The 16,157-nt window shown below is 63.2% G+C and carries 13 protein-coding genes, 1 tRNA gene and 1 riboswitch; of the genes, 2 read left to right on the top strand and 12 right to left on the bottom strand.

Translation table 11 applies throughout. The annotated features are described in order from the left end of the window. Positions 1–76: 76 nt before the first annotated feature. From leuB to tesB, 4 genes are all read right to left on the bottom strand, one after another. Positions 77–1,189: a 3-isopropylmalate dehydrogenase gene (gene leuB / locus QQL76_RS16140; protein ID WP_499208516.1), complete on the bottom strand. Its 1,113-nt coding sequence runs from the start codon at positions 1,187–1,189 to the stop codon at positions 77–79. A gap of 224 nt (positions 1,190–1,413) precedes the next feature. Further along, positions 1,414–2,787: an ammonium transporter gene (locus QQL76_RS16135; protein ID WP_126007446.1), complete on the bottom strand. Its 1,374-nt coding sequence runs from the start codon at positions 2,785–2,787 to the stop codon at positions 1,414–1,416. Positions 2,788–2,809: 22 nt separating this feature from the next. Then, positions 2,810–3,148 (bottom strand): P-II family nitrogen regulator, encoded by a 339-nt coding sequence (locus tag QQL76_RS16130; protein WP_126007448.1) that lies wholly within the window; start codon positions 3,146–3,148, stop codon positions 2,810–2,812. Positions 3,149–3,384: 236 nt separating this feature from the next. Further along, positions 3,385–4,236 carry an acyl-CoA thioesterase II gene (gene tesB, locus QQL76_RS16125; RefSeq protein ID WP_499208955.1) on the bottom strand — a complete coding sequence of 284 codons (852 nt, stop codon included), beginning with the start codon at positions 4,234–4,236 and terminating at the stop codon, positions 3,385–3,387. Between the two features lie 116 nt (positions 4,237–4,352). Here tesB and QQL76_RS16120 point away from each other — a divergent pair, with 116 nt between their 5' ends. Next, positions 4,353–5,597 carry a ubiquinone biosynthesis hydroxylase gene (locus QQL76_RS16120; RefSeq protein WP_499208515.1) on the top strand — a complete coding sequence of 415 codons (1,245 nt, stop codon included), beginning with the start codon at positions 4,353–4,355 and terminating at the stop codon, positions 5,595–5,597. 43 nt (positions 5,598–5,640) lie between these two features. Here QQL76_RS16120 and QQL76_RS16115 read toward each other — a convergent pair whose 3' ends face one another. The 4 genes from QQL76_RS16115 to QQL76_RS16100 form a co-directional block, all read right to left on the bottom strand. Then, complete coding sequence (locus QQL76_RS16115; RefSeq protein ID WP_499208514.1) at positions 5,641–5,835, bottom strand: Trm112 family protein; 195 nt, start codon at positions 5,833–5,835, stop codon at positions 5,641–5,643. 27 nt (positions 5,836–5,862) lie between these two features. Beyond that, a complete protein-coding gene (locus QQL76_RS16110; protein WP_126007454.1) occupies positions 5,863–6,537 on the bottom strand; it encodes an LON peptidase substrate-binding domain-containing protein in 675 nt (224 codons plus the stop codon). Between the two features lie 96 nt (positions 6,538–6,633). After that, a complete protein-coding gene (gene trxA / locus QQL76_RS16105; protein ID WP_499208513.1) occupies positions 6,634–7,623 on the bottom strand; it encodes a thioredoxin family protein in 990 nt (329 codons plus the stop codon). 58 nt (positions 7,624–7,681) lie between these two features. After that, positions 7,682–8,191: a prolyl-tRNA synthetase associated domain-containing protein gene (locus QQL76_RS16100; RefSeq protein WP_499208512.1), complete on the bottom strand. Its 510-nt coding sequence runs from the start codon at positions 8,189–8,191 to the stop codon at positions 7,682–7,684. A 235-nt stretch (positions 8,192–8,426) separates the two neighbouring features. Here QQL76_RS16100 and QQL76_RS16095 point away from each other — a divergent pair. Continuing rightward, a tRNA-Gly gene (locus QQL76_RS16095) sits at positions 8,427–8,501 on the top strand. Between the two features lie 141 nt (positions 8,502–8,642). Here the strand turns inward: QQL76_RS16095 and gcvP are convergent. The 4 genes from gcvP to QQL76_RS16075 all read right to left on the bottom strand — a co-directional run bounded on the left by gcvP (position 8,643) and on the right by QQL76_RS16075 (position 16,132). Then, positions 8,643–11,492: an aminomethyl-transferring glycine dehydrogenase gene (gene gcvP, locus QQL76_RS16090; protein ID WP_499208511.1), complete on the bottom strand. Its 2,850-nt coding sequence runs from the start codon at positions 11,490–11,492 to the stop codon at positions 8,643–8,645. A gap of 6 nt (positions 11,493–11,498) precedes the next feature. After that, positions 11,499–11,861, bottom strand: coding sequence for a glycine cleavage system H protein (gene gcvH / locus QQL76_RS16085; RefSeq protein ID WP_499208510.1), 363 nt, complete (start codon positions 11,859–11,861; stop codon positions 11,499–11,501). A gap of 25 nt (positions 11,862–11,886) precedes the next feature. Next, a complete protein-coding gene (gene gcvT, locus QQL76_RS16080; RefSeq protein ID WP_499208509.1) occupies positions 11,887–13,029 on the bottom strand; it encodes a glycine cleavage system aminomethyltransferase GcvT in 1,143 nt (380 codons plus the stop codon). A gap of 181 nt (positions 13,030–13,210) precedes the next feature. After that, positions 13,211–13,309, bottom strand: a riboswitch (glycine riboswitch). Positions 13,310–13,417: 108 nt separating this feature from the next. Continuing rightward, positions 13,418–16,132, bottom strand: a complete 2,715-nt coding sequence (locus tag QQL76_RS16075) for a methyl-accepting chemotaxis protein (RefSeq protein WP_499208508.1) — start codon at positions 16,130–16,132, stop codon at positions 13,418–13,420. Positions 16,133–16,157: the final 25 nt, after the last annotated feature.

Genomic DNA, 16,157 nt, shown 5'->3' with positions numbered 1-16,157 from the left:
GACTGGGCTTCTTAAAATGCGAATGGCCGGCAGTGACTGTGTCATGCCGGCCATTCTGGTCAGGTTAAGCGCTGGATCAAGCGGCCAAGGCTTTGAACTCCGCGAGAATAGCGTCGCCCATTTCGGCGGTCGAAACGGTCGGTGCGCCCTTTTCGGCGATGTCCGGTGTGCGGATGCCCTTGTCCAGAACGTTCGCGATCGCCTTTTCCAGGCGGTCGGCTTCGGCGATCATTTCGAACGAGTAGCGCAGGCACATGGCGAAGGAAGCGATCATCGCGATCGGGTTCGCTTTGCCCTGCCCGGCAATGTCTGGTGCCGAACCATGAACGGGCTCGTAAAGCGCCTTGCGCTTGCCGGTCTTGCCGTCGGGAGCGCCGAGCGATGCGGAGGGCAGCATGCCGAGCGAGCCGGTCAGCATCGCGGCGACGTCGGACAGCATGTCGCCGAAGAGGTTGTCGGTCACGATGACGTCGAACTGCTTGGGCCAGCGAACAAGCTGCATGCCGCCGGCATCGGCCAGCATGTGGGTCAGCTCGACGTCGGAATGGTGTGCCTTGTGGTAGGCCGTGACGACGTCGTTCCACAGGACGCCCGACTTCATGACGTTGCGCTTCTCCATGGAACAGACCTTGTTGTTCCGGGTGCGCGCGAGGTCGAAGGCGACGCCGGCGATGCGCTCGATCTCATAGGTGTCGTAGACCTGGGTGTCGATGGCGCGCTTCTGGCCGTTGCCGAGATCGATGATCTCCTTGGGCTCGCCGAAATAGACACCGCCGGTAAGTTCGCGGATGATGAGGATGTCGAGGCCCTCGACCACTTCCGGCTTCAGCGAAGAGGATTTCGCAAGCGCCGGGTAGCAGATGGCGGGACGCAGGTTCGCAAAGAGCTCGAGGTCCTTGCGCAGGCGCAGAAGGCCGGCTTCGGGGCGCACATCGTAAGGCACGCTGTCCCACTTGGGGCCGCCGACGGCGCCGAACAACACGGCATCCGCTGCCGTTGCCTTTTCCATGTCCGCTTCGGAGATGGCCGCGCCATGCGCGTCGTAGGCGCAGCCGCCGACCATGCCCTCGTCGGTTTCGAAGCCTGCGCCGAGTTCATCGTTCATGTAGGTGATGAGCTTGCGGACTTCGTTCATGGCTTCCGGGCCGATGCCGTCGCCTGGCAGAAGGAAAAGGGTACGGTGCGCCATGAAAAAGGATCTCCTCGAATTGTTGTGCAGCCTTGCTAATCGCACGTGCGTGAGCACGCAAGAGGATGGAGCCGGCTCCGCCGAAAAATCGTCTACAGTTTACAGAAAGGTGAGGACGGTCGCTTCACAAAAAAGGGCCCGCGTGAAGCGGGCCCAAGGTGTGGATGCCTGAGCATCCGACGGGATTGAGACCTGCCCGGCGGGAGTACCGGGCAGGAAGAGTGTCAGCGAACGAATTCCGGATAGGCTTCGACGCCGATCTCTGCCTTGTCGAGACCCATCTGCTCTTCTTCCGGCGAGCAGCGCAGGCCCATCACGGCGTTGAGGATCAGCCAGACGATGGCCGAGGTGACGATCATGAAGATCGCGACGATGACGATCGGCACGATCTGGCCGGTCAGCGTTGCGTCCGGGTTCGTGAAGAGAACCGCGATGGTGCCCCAGATGCCAGCGAAGAGGTGGACCGGGATGGCGCCGACGACATCGTCGATCTTCAGCTTGTCGAGGAACGGGACAGCAAAGACCACGATCACGCCACCGACGGCACCGATCAGGATCGCTGCACCGAGCGACGGCGTCAGCGGCTCGGCCGTGATGGAGACCAGACCGGCAAGCGCGCCGTTCAGGACCATCGTGATGTCGACCTTCTTGTAGATGATCTGCGTCAGGAGAAGCGCAGCCACGGCACCGCCGGCAGCACCCATGTTGGTGTTGGCGAAGATGCGCGAGACGTCGGCAACGTCGGAGACGGAGCCCATGGCGAGCTGCGATGCGCCGTTGAAGCCGAACCAGCCCATCCACAGGATGAACGTGCCGAGCGTGGCGAGCGGCATGTTGGAGCCCGGCATCGGGTGAACGCCGCCTTCATACTTGCCCTTGCGTGCGCCGAGAATGATGGCACCGGTGAGGGCTGCCCAGCCGCCGACCGAGTGGACGACCGTCGAGCCTGCGAAGTCGAGGAAGCCGAACTGCGTGTCGAGGAAGCCGCCGCCCCACTTCCAGGAAGCCTGGATCGGGTAGAGGAAGGCCGTGAGGACGATCGTGAAGATCAGGAAGGGCCACAGCTTGATGCGTTCTGCGAGCGTGCCCGACACGATGGACGCGGTCGTGGCGCAGAACATGAGCTGGAAGAAGAAGTCCGAACCGGTGGAGGCGTAGCTCAGGTCGTCGGTTGCTTCCGGCGCGACGCCAACAGCTTCGAGAACGGCAACGCCGAAGGCGCCGAGATAGCCGCCCGTTTCATCGGTGCCGATGGACCAGCTGCCCAGCGGGTACATGAGGTTGTAGCCGACGAGATAGTACATGATCGCCGCGATGCCGAAGAGCGCGACGTTCTTGGTCAACTGCATCGACACGTTCTTGGAGCGGACGAGGCCAGCTTCGAGCATGGCGAAGCCTGCCGCCATCCAGAAGACCAGGAAGCCGCCGATGAGGAACAGCAGCGAGTTGAAGATGAAGACCGTGTGCTCGCCGACGGGCGCGGCGGCCTCGACGACAGCTTCCGCTGCAGGTTCTGCGTCCTGCGCGAAGGCCGGAAGCGCGATCATGACGGTCGCGAGCGCGGCGGTCCGGAGAATGGAGTGCTTTGAGAAAGTCATTGGTTGAGTTGCCCCTTGAACCCTACAGCGCTTCGGCATCGGTTTCGCCGGTGCGGATACGCACGGCCTGGTCGATTCCGTAGACAAAAATCTTGCCGTCGCCGATCTGACCGGTCTTGGCGGCGGTCGCGATTGCTTCGACGGTGCGGTCCACCAGATCGGCCGCAACTGCGATCTCGATCTTCAGCTTCGGCAGGAAGCTGACGGCATATTCGGTGCCGCGATAGATTTCGGTGTGTCCCTTCTGCCGACCGTAACCCTTCACTTCCGTGACGGTCAGGCCCTGGATGCCGACAGCCGTGAGGGCTTCACGCACCTCGTCCAGCTTGAACGGCTTGATAATGGCCATCACAATTTTCATGCGGTTTTCCCATCTTTGCGGTTCTGGTGGCTCAATGAGCCTCCGAAAACGGCCATCGACTGCAGTGCCCCCACAGCGGTGACTCGGCTCCATGGATTCAAGGGCCGTGCCAACTGGCTTAGATTTGTGCAACCCATTGAATCGATGCGCAGAAAACAGAAGGGGCGGAGATCGTGTGACCTCCGCCCCTCGGCGTGCGACTAAAAAATGTGCAAAATTCGAAAATTGACGAAACTTTAATCGTCTCGGCGCCGGATGAGTCCTTCTTGGGCAACCGAGGCTATCAATTGACCATCGCGACCGTAAAGGCCGCCGCGTGTGAGGCCGCGGGCGCCCGAGGCATTGGGACTGTCCTGCGTGTAGAGCAGCCAGTCGTCGAGAGGACTCTGTCGGTGAAACCACATGGCGTGGTCGAGGCTCGCCACCTGCAGGTTCTTGTCGAAGATTGAGTGGCCGTGGGCAAAGAGCGATGTATCGAGAAGCGTCATGTCTGACAGATAGGCGAGCACCGCAGCCTGCAGCGCGCGATCGTTCGGCACAGGACCTGTGGTCCTGATCCAGACATCCTGCTTGGGAGCGAGCTTTTCCCTCGAAACATAATGAACGAGCGAGACCGGCCGGATCTCGATCGGGCGCTCGCGTTCCCAGTAACGGCGGATATTCTCCGGCGCGCCCTTGAGGAACTGCTCTTTCAGTTCCTTTTCGCCCATCAATTGTTCCGGTGGCGTGATCTTCGGCATGTCGAACTGATGGTCGAAGCCGTCTTCATCCGTCTGGAAAGAGGCGGACAGGGAGAAGATTGCCTTGCCGTGCTGGATGGCGACGACCCGCCGCGTGGTGAAGCTGGAGCCGTCGCGAATGCGATCGACCTCGTAGATGATCGGAACGGACGGATCGCCGGGGCGCATGAAGTAGGCGTGAAGGGAATGGACGTGGCGCTCGGCAGCAACGGTGCGCTGTGCTGCGACAAGCGCCTGGCCGATCACCTGGCCGCCGAAGACGCGCTGCCAGCCAACCTGCGGGCTGCGCCCGCGATAAAGATCGTGTTCCAGCCGCTCCAGGTCGAGGATCGACAGCAATTCTTCCATGGCACGTGACAATGAACTCTCCAGGCAAGGCTTAAAACAGGGGCCAGATTGCCTATATCCTCCCAATAGGCAAGGGACGCCCCGGCGAAGGCCGGCCAATGCAAAGGGGTAGCAGCATGTCGCAACCGCACACGCGCGAACGCTTCGATATCGTCGTCGGAGGCGCCGGCTATGTCGGCCTGGCGACAGCCGTGGCGATCAAGGCGTCGGCGCCCGAGCTTTCGGTGGTGGTGGTGGATGCCGCACCTGAAAATGCCTGGCAGCGCGACGAACGGGCCTCTGCAATCGCTGCTGCGGCAAGCCGCATGCTGGATCATCTCGGCATCTGGAGCGCGCTCTCCGAGCATGCCGAGCCGATCCGCGACATGATCGTTACGGACTCGCGCAATGGCGACGAGATCAGGCCGGTTTTCCTGACTTTCGATGGCGAAGTCGAGCCGGGCGAGCCTTTCGCGCACATGGTGCCGAACAAGGAATTGGTGAAGGCGCTGCGATCGCGCGCCAAGGACCTCGGCGTCGATGTCCGGCAAGGCTTGAAGATCACCGACGCACGAGAAGACACCGACCTCGGCGTGCGTTCGGTGCTTCTGTCGGATGGTGAAACCATTGCGGCACGGTTGGTTGTTGCGGCCGATGGATTGCATTCAGGCCTGCGTGCCATGGCCGGAATCAAGACCGTCAGTTGGAAATACGGCCAGTCAGGCATCGTCACCACGGTGCGGCACGAGCGCCCGCACAATGGCCGCGCCGAGGAGCATTTTCTACCCGCCGGACCGTTCGCCATCCTGCCGCTGAAGGACAATCGATCGTCGCTCGTCTGGACCGAGCGCACCGAGGAAGCCGATCGGCTGGTGGCGGAAGACGATTTCGTTTTCGAGGCGGAACTGGAGCGGCGCTTCGGTCACAAGCTCGGCACCATCAGTCTCGCCGGCGGACGCCGCGCTTTCCCGCTGGGCCTCACGCTTGCGCGCGATTTCGTCGTGTCGCGCATGGCCCTGGTGGGCGATGCGGCGCACGGCATCCACCCGATCGCCGGGCAGGGCCTCAATCTCGGCTTCAAGGATGCGGCGGCGCTGGCCGAAACTGTGGTCGAGGCATCCCGGCTTGGACTTGATATCGGCTCGGTCTCGGTTCTGGAGCGGTATCAGGCTTGGCGACGTTTCGACACGTTCCAGATGGGCGTGACGACCGACGTGTTGAACCGGCTCTTTTCCAACGACGTGACGCCGCTGCGCATGGTGCGCGATGTCGGTCTCGGCCTGGTCGACCGGATGCCGAAGCTCAAGAGCTTCTTCATCAAACAGGCTGCCGGACTGTCCGGAGAAGGTGCGCCACGGCTTCTGCGCGGGCAGGCGATCTGAATTGTTCGAGCGAGGGTGACTGCGACCGACGGATTGGAGAACGTCAATCCGTCAGCTTGCGTGCTTCGGAGACGAGCATGATCGGGATGCCATCGCGGATAGGGTAGGCCAGCGCCGCCTTCTTCGAAACGAGCTCGCCTGCCTGCTCGTTCAGGTCAAGACTGGACTTGGTCAGTGGGCAGACCAGCAATTCCAGAAGCTTGAGGTCGAGCTTTGGCGTTGAGGGATTATCATCCATGGCCGGCGCCCTTTTTCCATCCAACGCTTATTGCAGGACACCGTCATAATCGTCCGAGGCGCGTGCAAGCGCAATCTCGGTGATGGCGACGAGCGTATCGGCTCGCGTCTTGAGGTCGGGGGCTTCGAGCAACGCCTGCTTTTCCGGCGGCCCGTAAGGCGACATCATCGACATGGAATTGACCAGCGTCGTGTTCGAGGCACGCTGCACGCTCTGCCAGTCCACTTCGAGCTGGTTGGCATCGAGATAGGACTTGAAGCTTGAGAGAAGAGCCGCGCGATCGACGCTGTCGGCTGTTTCATCGGGCGCCAGATCGCTCAGGAACGGAGCGATGCGGAAGGTGCGATACGGCTTGCGGGAAACGACCTCTTCGATCAGGCGCGTGCGGCACACGCCGATGAGCGACACGATATAGCGACCGTCTCCGGTTTCGGAGAAGGACACCACCCGGCCGATGGAGCCGACCGCGCACAGGCCCGACTGCGCATCCGAAGTTGCGCCCGGGCGTTCGAATTCGGGCTGAACGATGCCGACCAATCGATTGGTCGCCATCGCATCGTCGAACATGGCGAGATAACGCGGCTCGAAAATGTTGAGCGGCATCTGTCCGCCGGGCAGGAGCAGTGCGCCCGTGAGCGGGAACATCGCTACAGAATCCGGCAGATCCTTCTCGGTGCGGTAGTGGGCGTTGCCAGCCTGCATGGCGTGGAGCAGCCTTTCATGAACAGAGACTAGAGATGTGGCGTCCTGCCGCCCAATCTCAAGTAGCTCCCTCTCAAATCGGCCGGCAAAGATGCATCACGAGAACAAAATGGACGACAGCTTGCGGCGGGCCGCCAGCGTTGCCGGATCCGTCGGGCCCCAGGCCTCGAACAGCGCCAGCAATTCGCGCCGGCCACCATCGTCGCGCCAGCTCCGGTCGGCCTTCATGATGGCCAGCAGATGATCGGCGGCTTCGTTGCGCTGACCACGGATGCTGAGAATCTTTGCCAGATCGAGCCGTGCTTCGAAATCGTTGGGATCGGCTGCAATGCGCGCTTCGAGCAGCGAGGGATCGCCAAGCTTCGCCACCTCGGCCTCGAGCGCCAGCCGCGCCAGAATCTTCGCCACATCCGGATGGGCGCGTGCCTTTTCGTCCAGCGCGCCGAGAAGCTGTTCAGCTTCCTGCGTGCGACCAGCGGCGATCATGCACTCGGCCATGCCGGCCTGAGCGGCAACATTATCTGGCGCATGCTGCATGATGGCGGCGTAGATCTGTGCTGCACCCTGAATATCACCGGCGTCCAGCCGTCCGCGCGCCTGGTCGAGAGCGGCCTGGATCTGGGCGGCCTCATCGTCCTTGCCGCCACCGGCGCCGACGATCTTGTCGATGAATGCCTTCAACTGGCTCTCGGGCATCGCGCCCATGAAGCCATCGACTGGCTGTCCGTTGACGAAGGCGAACACCGCCGGGATGGACTGCACGCCCATCTGGCCGGGGATCGCCGGATGCTCGTCGATGTTCAGCTTGACGAGCTTCACCTTGCCGCCCGCTTCGCGCACGACCTTCTCGAGCACCGGCGTCAGCTGCTTGCAGGGTCCGCACCACGGCGCCCAGAAGTCGACCAGAACCGGCTGCTTGCGCGATTCCTGCACGACATCGGCCATGAATTTCGCCGTCGTCGTGTCCTTGATGAGATCACCGGCGGCATTGGCTGCGGACGCTTGGCCCTGATCGCCGAACGTCACATTCATGGTGGGTTGCCCGCCTTGGCCGGAGGTCAAAAAAGTGTTGTCGCTGTCGGTCATCTTTGGGCTCCGGAATGAAAGGCGTGGATGGGGCCTGATCTGCCCGCAAAATCGGGATTCAGCTTGAAAGTTTCAAGATCAGTGGGTTGTGGTCGCAATCCTGCAGGAAACGGACGAGATCGGCGCTGCTGAGCGATGTCGTCGCATCGTTGGAGAGCGGATGGGCATTGATGGTGTCGTTTTCCATCAGCGCAGCGTCCAACACGACGGTGACCACCCCTTCGCGATCGTTGAGCGCCGAGAGAGACGTGACCGAGCCCGGCTCGACGCCCAGATGCTCCATCAATGCGTCGGGCTTTCCGAAGGACACGCGGCCGCTCGCGCCGATCAGGCCATGCACCTGCTTCAGGTCCACCTCGGCCGTTTCCTCGAGCACCAGCAGGAAGTAGCGCCCCTTCTTGTCCTTCACGAACAGGTTCTTGGTGTGCGCACCCGGAATGTCGTCGCGCAGCGCCTGGGCTTCGGCGACGGTGAAGACCGGTGCATGGTGGCGCGTCCGATGCGTAATCGACAGGCGATCCAGCCGCTCGAACAAAGCCTGTTGCGCCTCGGTCCACTCGCTCATCATCCGCCCTCCAGTCCCGCTTCCTGCCTGTGGTGCTGCTTCATATGGCGCCTTGCGCTGAGAGGCAAACGTCGGCCCGTGCGAGATGCGCGAGCTCGCGCCAGGCGATGGAAAATTTTGGAAGGCCCCCGCGATTTTGCCTGTTGCAATCTGCAGCGGCTTGCGTCATACAGCGCCGGTCGACGCGCCAAGCGCTTCGATATCGCGGTCCATCGTTACCCCCGGACCATGCGATTGAGCGGGTGTAGCTCAGGGGTAGAGCACAACCTTGCCAAGGTTGGGGTCGAGCGTTCGAATCGCTTCACCCGCTCCAATTTCTCTCTCTCACCGTTTAGCTATGCAGCTTCCACCGTATGCTCGGTGGGAGGCTTCGGCGTTTCTGTTTTTCCAAGGCTTTCATATGCAAAAGCCGGCGCTGAGCAGCGCCGGCCTCGTTGCGATAAGCGTCGGTCGGCTATTCCGCGACTTCCAGATATTCGCTCACCGGCGGGCAGGAGCACATCAGGTTGCGGTCGCCATAGACGTTGTCCACGCGGTTGACGGGCGACCAGTATTTGCCGACGCGGAAGGAGCCGGGCGGGAAGCAGGCCTGTTCGCGGCTGTAGGGGCGGTCCCACTCGCCGACGAGGTCTTCCACGGTGTGCGGCGCGTTCTTGAGCGGGTTGTTCTCCCGGTCGAGACGGCCTTCCTCGATGTCCTTCGCTTCCCGGGCGATGGCGAGCATCGCTTCGCAGAACCGGTCGATTTCCGCCTTGGTTTCCGATTCGGTCGGTTCGACCATCAGCGTGCCGGAGACGGGCCAGCTCATGGTGGGGGCGTGGAAGCCCGAATCGATCAGGCGCTTTGCCACATCCTCGACGGTCACTCCGGCCGATTGCTGCAGGGGTCGGGTGTCTATGATGCACTCATGGGCGACGCGGCCTGCCTTCGACTTGTAGAGCACGTCGAACGCACCTTCGAGCCGCTTGGCGATGTAGTTGGCGCTGAGGATCGCGACCTTCGTCGCCTGGGTCAGGCCTTCGCCACCCATCATCAGGCAGTAGCTCCACGAAATCGGCAGGATCGAGGGTGAACCGAAGGGCGCTGCCGAAACGGGGCCGTGGTCACCGCCGGTCCGCGGATGTCCCGGAAGATAAGGGATCAGATGCGCCTTGACGCCGATCGGACCCATGCCCGGACCACCGCCACCATGGGGAATGCAGAAGGTCTTGTGCAGGTTGAGGTGGCTCACATCGGCGCCGATGTCGCCTGGCCGGGCAAGACCGACCAGGGCGTTGAGGTTGGCACCGTCGAGATAGACCTGGCCGCCATGCTCGTGGGTGATGGCGCAGATATCACGCACCGTCTCCTCGAACACGCCATGCGTCGAGGGATAGGTGATCATGCAGGCGGCAAGGTTTTGCGAATGCTGCTCGGCCTTCGCGCGGAAATCCTCCACGTCGATGTCGCCATTGTTGGCGGCTGCGACGACGACGACCTTCATGCCGACCATCTGCGCGGAGGCCGGGTTGGTGCCATGCGCCGAGGTCGGGATGAGGCAGACGTCGCGGTGGGCGTTGCCATTCGCCAGATGATAGGCGCGGATCGTGAGAAGCCCCGCATATTCGCCTTGCGCGCCGGAGTTCGGCTGCATGGAAATCGCGTCATAGCCGGTGATCTGGCAGAGCTTCTGAGACAGATCGTCAATCAGATGACGGTAGCCGAGTGCCTGATCGGCCGGCACGAAGGGGTGCAACTCGGAAAATTCCGGCCAGGTGATCGGCAGCATTTCCGCTGTCGCGTTCAGCTTCATCGTGCAGGAGCCGAGCGGGATCATCGAGCGGTCGAGCGCCAGATCCCGGTCCGACAGCCGGCGGATGTAGCGGGTCATCTCGCTCTCGGCGCGGTTCATGTGGAAGATCGGATGCGTCATGTAATCGGACTTGCGCAGGTGCTTGTCCGCAATGCGCCAGCCTGCCTTTCCATCCGCCTTCATCTCGCCGCCAAAGGCGCGCCACACGGTCTCGATCACGCCGGGCCGGGTGCGCTCGTCCAGCGTAATGGCGATGCGATCCTTGCCGAGCGGGCGCAGATTGATGCCGGCTTCGAGCGCGGAGCGGATGATCGCGCCCTGCAGGCGGCCCACATCGACGCTGATCGTGTCGAAGAACACGTCCTGGTCGATCGTGTATCCGATCTTTTCCAGCCCTTCGGCCAGCATCACCGTGCGCTCGTGCACGCGTTGTGCGATCGCCTTGATGCCGAGCGGGCCGTGGAAGACGCCGTACATCGACGCCATCACCGCGAGCAGGACCTGCGCGGTGCAGATGTTGGACGTCGCCTTCTCGCGGCGAATGTGCTGTTCGCGCGTCTGCAGCGCCAGGCGGTAGGCGCGGTTGCCGCGCGCATCGACCGACACGCCGACGAGCCGGCCGGGGATCGACCGCTTGTACTGATCTTTCACGGCCATATAGGCGGCGTGCGGGCCGCCATAGCCCATGGGCACGCCGAAGCGCTGGGTCGAACCGTAGGCGATATCGGCGCCCATTTCACCCGGCGTCTTCAGGAGCGCGAGCGCCAGCGGATCGGCTGCGACGATGGCGATCGCGTTCTCGCCGTGCAACGTCGCAATTACATCGGTGAAATCGCGCACCTGGCCGTTCGTGCCGGGATACTGGAAGATCGCGCCGAACACCTCAGCCGGATCGAGATCACTCATGGGATCGCCGATGACGACGTCCCAGCCGAGCGGCTCGGCGCGAGTGCGCACGACGGCGATCGTCTGGGGATGGCATTCTGCATCGACGAAGAAGGTCGTCTTCTTCGACTTGGAAACGCGCTCGGCCATGGCCATCGCTTCGGCGGCAGCCGTCGCCTCATCGAGAAGCGATGCATTGGCGACATCGAGGCCGGTCAGATCGCAGACCATCGTCTGGAAGTTGAGCAGCGCCTCGAGCCGGCCCTGGCTGATTTCCGGCTGGTAGGGCGTGTAGGCCGTGTACCAGGCCGGATTTTCCAGGATGTTGCGCTGGATGACCGGCGGGGTGATGGTGCCGTGGTAGCCCTGGCCCAGAAGCGAGACCAGGTTGCGGTTCATGTTGGCCGTCTCGCGCAGCCGGTCCAGCGCCTCGCGCTCGGTCATCGGCGCGCCCCAGGCGAGCGGCTCGGCCTGGCGGATCGCCTTCGGAACCGTCTCGTCGATCAGGGCGTCGAGGCTTTCCGCCCCCACGACCTTCAGCATCTCGACCATTTCTTCCGGCGAGGGGCCGATATGGCGTCGGTTGGCGAAATCATAAGGCTGGTAGTCGGTGCGCTTGAACGTCATGGCGTTTTATCCAATCAGCTTTTCGTAGGCGTCCTGGTCGAGCAGGCTGTCGGCGGCGGACGGATCGGCAAGCTTCAGCTTGAACATCCAGCCGGCGCCGGTCGGGTCGGAATTGACGAGAGACGGATCATCCACGATCGCCTGGTTCACCTCGGTAACGTCGCCAGCGAGCGGCGCGTAGACTTCGGATGCCGCCTTGACCGATTCGACGGTTGCGGCATCGCCGCCCTTTTCGAAGCTGGCGCCGACATCCGGCAGTTCCACGAAGACGAGATCGCCGAGCTGCTCGGCGGCGTGTTTGGTGATGCCGACGGTGGCGGTATCACCTTCGATTTTCAGCCATTCGTGGTCTTCGGTGAATTTCAACATGGTGCTGTTCCCTGGATGCTCGGTGTTATCGTTTGTAGGTTTGGGTGACGAAAGGCAGGGGCGAGATGACGACCGGAAGGCGCTTGCCGCGCACTTCAGCATAAAGCTTCGTGCCGGCATCGCTTGTCTCGGTCGGAACGAGCCCCATGGCGATCGGACCGTCGACGCTCGGGCCAAAACCGCCTGAGGTGACGCGGCCGATCGGCTCGCCGCCTTCTGCCTCTGCAAAAAGCGGGGCTCCATCGCGCACGGGGCCACGGCCTTCCGGCTTCAGGCCGACGCGGCGGCGCGGTGCGCCGTCATCCAACTGCTTGAGGATGATGTCGGCACCGGGAAAGCCGCCTGCGCGCTCGCCGCCGGTGCGGCGCGGTTTCTGGATTGCCCATTCGAGGCTTGCCTCGACGGGGGTGGTCTCCTTGGTGATGTCGTTGCCATAGAGGCAGAGGCCGGCTTCGAGGCGCAGCGAATCGCGAGCGCCCAGTCCGATCCAGGCGACGTCCTCGTTCTCCAGCAGCCGCTGGGCAAGTTCGGGCGCATCGGAGGCGGCGACGGAGATCTCGAAGCCGTCCTCGCCGGTGTAGCCGGAGCGGGAGACGATCGCGGAAATTCCCGCAAGGTTCGCATCACGCACATCCATGAACACCATGTCGGCGATGGCGGGATCGAGTGCTGTCAGCACGTCCGCGGCTTTTGGACCCTGAAGTGCCAGCAGGGCGCGGTCGTCACGCACGCGCGCCTCGCAGCTTTCGCCGAGATGCTTTTCGAGATAGGCGATATCGTCCGCCTTGCAGGCTGCGTTGACGACGAGAAAAAGATGATCGCCGCGATTGGCCACCATCAGATCATCGAGGATACCGCCATTCTCGTCGGTGAAGAGCGCGTAACGCTGTCGGCCGGGCTTCAATGCGAGGATCGAAACGGGGACAAGGGTTTCCAGCGCACGCATCGCGGTTTCGACCGTGCCGTCCCTCGGGTGCAGTTCGATCTGGCCCATGTGCGAGACGTCGAAAAGCCCCGCCTTCTGGCGCGTGTGGAGATGTTCGCGCATCACGCCGGTGGCGTATTGGACGGGCATGTCGTAGCCCGCAAACGGCACCATGCGTGCGCCGGCGGCCACATGCATCGCGTGAAGCGGGGTCTTCAAAAGAGGTGTTGCTGCGTCGCCCAAGCGTCATCTCCGGACTGCGCCGGAAGCCTTGATCCCGAAAAAGGGCGGCAAGGCTCATACGACCGGCGTCGGTTCAACACGAAGGCAAAATGCCTTCGACACGACGCCCCCTCTGTCCCTTTGCCTGAGATTGTTATCCCTTCGGCGGACGCTTCAACGAGCGCCTCTCTCCAGAGTCTGTCGGTACCCGATGGTCCTTTTGCCTGAGAGTTTCCGGGGGCGATTGCTCCTTCGGCACCGGTGCTCCCAAGCGGGGTCCGGCTTCTCCCATCGAGTGGCCGCACGTTATGCGAAACCGACGCAAATGCAAGAGCGGATGACGCAAACGGGCGGGCGATCCGCGATCGCCCGCCCGCAGTATTTTTCAAGCTGCCGCTTCGGCTGTCGTTCAGGCTGCGCGGCGCTGTGTGCTGCGTGCCGGTGCGTCGATGACGAACTGGGCGACGAGCTCGCGCAGTGCTTCGGCCTCGCCGGCCAGCGTGTGCGTCGCGGCGGTGGTTTCTTCCACCATCGCGGCGTTCTGCTGGGTCATCTGGTCCATGTGATTGACGGCGTGGTTGATCTCGCCAAGACCCGCAGACTGCTCGCGGGCGGCCGTCGCGATGGTCGCCACTGCGGCGTTGACCTGAACGACATGCTGCTCGATCTCGCTCAGGGCATCGCCGGTCGCGCGGACAAGCTTCACGCCGGCATCCACTTCCGTGCCGGAACGGTTGATCAGTTCCTTGATCTCCTTGGCCGCGCCGCTTGCACGGCCTGCCAGATCGCGGACTTCCTGGGCAACGACTGCGAAGCCGCGCCCAGCATCTCCGGCGCGCGCAGCCTCGACCCCGGCATTGAGCGCAAGAAGGTTGGTCTGGAAGGCGATCTCGTCGATGACGCCGATGATGCGGGCGATCTGGCTCGACGCATCCTCGATGCGCGCCATCGCCGCGATGGCATCCTCGACGACCACGCGGGAGCGCTCCGCACCGGCCTTGGCTTCGTCTGCCATGCGGCGGGCGTTGTCTGCCTGGGTGGACGAATTGCGCACCGTCGCGGTGATCTCCTCGAGCGCCGCTGCGGTCTCTTCGAGCGATGCCGCCTGCTGTTCGGTGCGGCGCGACAAATCATCCGTGCCGGCCCGCATTTCGGCGGATGCACTGCTGATCGAGTGCGCGTTCTCCCGCACCATCTCCAGCGTCTCGCTGAGCTTGTGCATGGAGCTGTTGAAGTGTAGCCGCAGGCTTTCGAGGCTCGATACGAAAGGCTCGTCGAGGCGCACCGAGACATCGCCTTCGGCAAGCCGCGCCAAACCTTCGCCAAGGGCATCGACGGCGATCTGCGTTACCCGCGCATTCTCGGCTTTGATGCGCTCGCGCTCTTCGCGGTTTGCCTCGCGTTCGGCACGGGTGCCTTCGGCTTCCGCTTCCATGCGGGCTTTCTCGATCGCGTTTTCGCGGAAGACGCCAAGTGCGCGGGCCAGCTGGCCCAGCTCGTCGCTGCGGCCGACATGGGCGATCGTCACGTCGAGCTTGCCATCGGCAAGATCGCGCGTCGCACCGATCAGGCTGGTCAACGGACGGGCGATGCCGCGCGAGATCACGAAGTAGCCGATGAGGCCGGCCAGGAGGAGCACCGCCGCGCCGAGCGTCATCAGAAGATAGCCGCGAGCTTGAAGGCTTTCGGCCAGTGCGGTGGAGTCAGCCGCAATTGCAGCGCGGCGCGTATCCACGACCTGCGCGATCAGCCCATTCATTGCAACGGTGTCGGTGAAGACCGTGTCGACGATCGTGCCGACCTCTTCGGTGATGGCGAGCTGCTGGCCGCGCAGTGCGATCAGGCCGTTGTTGCTGTCGGCAAAGGCCTGCAATTGCGGCAGCTGCCCGGCGTCGTCGGAATAGCCGGTTGCCTGCATCTTGGTGCCGAGCGTCAGGAACAGGCCGAGCGCGCGATCCTGCAGGCGGCGGATGGCCTCGGGGTCGTTGGTCAGCGCGCCCTGAACGATGAGCGCGGTGAATTCACGCAGCGTGGAGATCATCTCCAGCGTTTCCTTGAGCTGCTTTACCTGAATGTCGACCAGCTCCGTAATGGTCGCCGTGCTGCGCTCGACGGCGCGTTCGCCGCCGATCGTCAGATCAAAGAGCATGTCGTCGACGGCATCGATCAGCGCGAGGTCGACCGAGTGACCGACATCAATGAGCTGGGACATGAAGCGGCGCGTTGCGGGTGAGCCGCTGGCGAAGAGCGGGTCGCGGCGCATGGTGCGCGCAGCCGTCGGCATGTCGGCCAGCATGGTGAGCTCGGCTTCGATCGGCGGCAGATTGCCCGATGCCTGCAGCTGCTCGATAAGAAGCTTCAGGCGGTCGGACGCGGCAATCATGCGATCGTCGAAGGTGCGGGCAAGCGCGCCGTCTTCGGTCAGAAGGTAACCGGATGTCGCCGCGCTGGTGGAGCCGGCTTCGATGCGCAGGCTGAGCAGGCGGCGGAAGGTCTGCATGTCCTCATTGAGGATGCCGCCGATGACGTCGCTTGCTTCCACGGCCGCGGACTCGCCGTCGAAGATCAGCGTGTAATAGGCATCGTCGGCAAGCGGCTGCAGCGCCAGCGCAAGGCTGTCATGGAGCGCAAACAGCTCAACGAGGCGCCGGTCGCGCTCTTCGCGGATGACGATGTTCTGGCGCGTCAGGCCGTCGAGCTCGTCCAGATTGGCTTCGAAAGCCTGTGCGCGCTCGCGCAGCTCGACAACCGCGGGCGCGCTGTCGGCTGAACTGCCCTGGGCTTCCGCGCTGGAGATCAGCGTGCCGACCGCGGCAGTCAGGCGCTCGAACGCCTCGGTGCGTTCGGCTTCTTCTTCGGCGTTGATGAGCTGCGATGAGGCGATCGTCACGTCCGTGCTGAACGTGGCGAGTTCGCCGGCACTGATGACCTGCGGAACCTGCTCTTCGTTGAAGCGCTTGAATTCCGATTGCGCGCCCTGGAAGGACACGACGGCGATACCGATCGCGACGACGGTGAGCGTCGAGATGCCGGCGACCGCGGCCGTGAGCTTGCCGCGCACACCGAGGCCACCACGTCGCTTTGCGACGGCGGACACTGATTTGGTCTCGTTATGAGTTGCCATGATTCTGGTTCCTGATGGAGTGTCG

The organism is Rhizobium albus (assembly GCA_030160035.1).
Lineage (GTDB): Bacteria > Pseudomonadota > Alphaproteobacteria > Rhizobiales > Rhizobiaceae > Georhizobium > Georhizobium albus.
The sequence above is the reverse complement of the archived record's forward strand: the minus strand, read 5'-3'. Positions and strand labels throughout refer to the sequence as shown.

Bases quoted from the DNA above. Each gene is read 5' to 3' on its own strand.
- leuB (WP_499208516.1), bottom strand. From the start codon at position 1,189: ATGGCGCACCGTACCCTTTTCCTTCTGCCAGGCGACGGCATCGGCCCG.
- QQL76_RS16135 (WP_126007446.1), bottom strand. From the start codon at position 2,787: ATGACTTTCTCAAAGCACTCCATTCTCCGGACCGCCGCGCTCGCGACC.
- QQL76_RS16130 (WP_126007448.1), bottom strand. From the start codon at position 3,148: ATGAAAATTGTGATGGCCATTATCAAGCCGTTCAAGCTGGACGAGGTG.
- tesB (WP_499208955.1), bottom strand. From the start codon at position 4,236: ATGGAAGAATTGCTGTCGATCCTCGACCTGGAGCGGCTGGAACACGAT.
- QQL76_RS16120 (WP_499208515.1), top strand. From the start codon at position 4,353: ATGTCGCAACCGCACACGCGCGAACGCTTCGATATCGTCGTCGGAGGC.
- QQL76_RS16115 (WP_499208514.1), bottom strand. From the start codon at position 5,835: ATGGATGATAATCCCTCAACGCCAAAGCTCGACCTCAAGCTTCTGGAA.
- QQL76_RS16110 (WP_126007454.1), bottom strand. From the start codon at position 6,537: ATGCAGGCTGGCAACGCCCACTACCGCACCGAGAAGGATCTGCCGGAT.
- trxA (WP_499208513.1), bottom strand. From the start codon at position 7,623: ATGACCGACAGCGACAACACTTTTTTGACCTCCGGCCAAGGCGGGCAA.
- QQL76_RS16100 (WP_499208512.1), bottom strand. From the start codon at position 8,191: ATGATGAGCGAGTGGACCGAGGCGCAACAGGCTTTGTTCGAGCGGCTG.
- gcvP (WP_499208511.1), bottom strand. From the start codon at position 11,492: ATGACGTTCAAGCGCACCGACTACCAGCCTTATGATTTCGCCAACCGA.
- gcvH (WP_499208510.1), bottom strand. From the start codon at position 11,861: ATGTTGAAATTCACCGAAGACCACGAATGGCTGAAAATCGAAGGTGAT.
- QQL76_RS16075 (WP_499208508.1), bottom strand. From the start codon at position 16,132: ATGGCAACTCATAACGAGACCAAATCAGTGTCCGCCGTCGCAAAGCGA.